The organism is Falsiroseomonas sp. RANM36 (assembly GCF_056682175.1).
In genome coordinates, this window is sequence record NZ_JBWXTD010000003.1 from 899437 (window position 1) to 901681 (window position 2245).

At 70.4% G+C, this 2245-nt stretch carries 4 protein-coding genes; 2 read left to right on the top strand and 2 right to left on the bottom strand.

All coding sequences use genetic code 11. The features are described 5' to 3' along the window. Nucleotides 1–142: 142 nt before the first annotated feature. The gene (locus AC1MIR_RS09105) at nucleotides 143–529 is read left to right on the top strand and encodes a RidA family protein (RefSeq protein ID WP_480027852.1); all 387 of its coding nucleotides are present in this window, start codon (nucleotides 143–145) and stop codon (nucleotides 527–529) included. A gap of 99 nt (nucleotides 530–628) precedes the next feature. Continuing rightward, entirely contained in the window at nucleotides 629–1234 is a 606-nt protein-coding gene (locus AC1MIR_RS09110; protein WP_480027853.1) for a hypothetical protein, read from the top strand. A gap of 18 nt (nucleotides 1235–1252) precedes the next feature. Here AC1MIR_RS09110 and AC1MIR_RS09115 read toward each other — a convergent pair whose 3' ends face one another. Then, on the bottom strand, nucleotides 1253–1519 hold the full coding sequence (locus tag AC1MIR_RS09115) for a Txe/YoeB family addiction module toxin (protein ID WP_480027854.1): 267 nt from the start codon (nucleotides 1517–1519) through the stop codon (nucleotides 1253–1255). Beyond that, complete coding sequence (locus AC1MIR_RS09120) at nucleotides 1516–1782, bottom strand: type II toxin-antitoxin system Phd/YefM family antitoxin (RefSeq protein ID WP_480027855.1); 267 nt, start codon at nucleotides 1780–1782, stop codon at nucleotides 1516–1518. The genes AC1MIR_RS09115 and AC1MIR_RS09120 overlap by 4 nt, the downstream gene beginning before the upstream one ends. Nucleotides 1783–2245: the final 463 nt, after the last annotated feature.

Below are 2245 nucleotides of genomic sequence, written 5' to 3' on the forward strand. Positions count from 1 at the left end.
GCGGCGTTGGTGGTGCTGAAGGGGTTTTTGGAGATCACGACCGGGCGGGCGCGGGGCGTGTGGGGGGGGGGGGGCGGGGCGCCGCCGCCGCTCGGCGCGCCCGGCGGCATCCAGCGCGAAGATCTGCCGAGGAGTTGAGGGGATGCCCGTGACCTTTGCGAACCCTGCTGGCGTGCATGCGCCGGGCTCGCGCTATTCCCACGCCGCGCTGGTGGAGGGGCCGGGGCGGCGGCTGGTGATCTCGGGGCAGATCGGGGTGGCGCCGGATGGGACGGTGCTGCCGGCGGGGGAAGACCAGATCCGCCAGGCGATCGCCAATCTCGGCGCGATTCTCGCGGCGCATGGCATGGGGCCGGCCAACATCGTGAAGCTGGGCGTGTTCCTGACGGACCGGGCGCTGATCCCGGTCTGGCGGGCGGAGCGCGAAAAATTTTTGGGGACGCTGGCGCCGACCAGCACGCTGCTGCTGGTGGCGGGGCTGGCCGACCCGCGCTTCGTGTTCGAGGTGGAGGCCGAAGCGGTCGGATGAGCGTGGCTGCGCCGCTTTAAGACTTCGCCACCTTCGCACTTCGTGGCTTGGTTGCGGAACGAGCGTGATAGGCTCGACGCTCCCAAAGGGGTCAACGTCATGCCGAAGGTCATGCGCCGCGCGGTGCTCGCGGCGGGTTTTGCCGCACTGGCGGCGGGTCGGGCGGGAGCGCAGGGCGCGCCGGCGCTGCGCCTGCGCGGCCGCATCCTGGGCTTCGCCGATGGCGTGCTGACGGTGGCGACGCGCGACGGTGGCACCGCCGCGGTGACGCTGCCGGAGACCGCGCCGGTTTCCGCGCTGCGGCGCGCGACGCTGGCGGAGCTGGTGCCGGGGACGAATCTCGGCGTGGTGGCGGAGCCGGCGGGCGACGGGCTGCGCGCGGTGGCCGTGACCCTGCTGCCGGCGACCGCCACGCGGCAGTTCCAGTCCGAATGGGACCTGACGCCCGGCAGTTCCATGAACAACGGCGCGGTGGCCGCGGTGATGGAGCGCGCCGCTGGGCATGAGCTGACCCTGACCATCAATGGCCGCAGCGTGCCGGTGCGGGTGGATGCACAAACCGCGCTGGTGCGGCCGGTGCCGGCGACGCGCGCGGATCTGCGCGAAGGGGCGGCGGTGTTCGTGCTGGCGACGCGCGGCGCGGATGGCGCGCTGACGGCGGTGCGGGTGAGCGTGGAGAAGGACGGCGTCGCGCCGCCGACCTGAGTTTTCTGGCGTGCGGCGTCAGTAGCGATAGCGGCAGGCGACGATCTCGACGCGCTGCTCGGCCTCGCGCCCGACGACGCGATAGACGAGGCGATGCTCGGCCGTGATCCGGCGTGACCACCAGCCGGACAGGTCACCCTTCAGGGGCTCGGGCTTGCCGAGACCCTTGAAGGACGAGCGCAGCACATCCCGGATCAGGTCGTTCAGGCGGCGCAGGGTATCGGAGTCGCTTGCAACCCAGTGCTGATAGTCGTCCCACGCACCCGGCGTGAAGAGCAGCTTCACCGCGCCGGCGGCTCGACCAGCGCGTGTTCAGCGGTGGCGCCGGCATCGGCATCGCGGATCGCCTGGAGCAGGCGGGCTGCGTTGCGCGGGCTGGAGAGGAGATGGACGGTCTCACGCCAGCCTTCGAACTCGGCTTCGGACATGAGCACGACATTGCCCTTGTCGCCCTGGCGGGTGACGAGCAGGGGGGCGCGGCTTTCGACGACCGCGTCCATGTGGCTGGCGAGGTTCTGGCGGAACTCGGTGTAGTTGATCGCGGCCATGGGCGCCTCCGTACAGAGATATGTACGTTGCCGGTGTTCAGGGCAAGCGGCGCGAGGGTTTCGGACAAATTGCCTTGTCGTGCCGCGGAGTGGCTTGGAGGGGGGGCCGGATTCGCGGGGTCAAAGAGCGGGGTGCGGCCCTGTGCTTGCCCGCAGGCTGGCGCACCATCCGGAATTAGGACATTTTTCTTAGACTCTTGCAATGGCGGCGTTGCGGGCGCTGAGTCGCGCGATAGCGGTGCGCAACCGAACTTGGTCGGCAGGCCGCGAGGCCCAAGCCGCGAGCGTCCACTTCGGGCGGGAAGCGGACATCGGACCTAGCGCCGCTGGAGTCCTTTCTGAGAGGCTGTCTCGAAACAGCATCGTTACAAGCCGGCGCTGGGCTGGATGGGCGAGTTGCGGGCAAACCGCACGCGGCGCCGCGCTACGCCTCCCTCCGACACCCCGGTGGAGGTGCAGATTT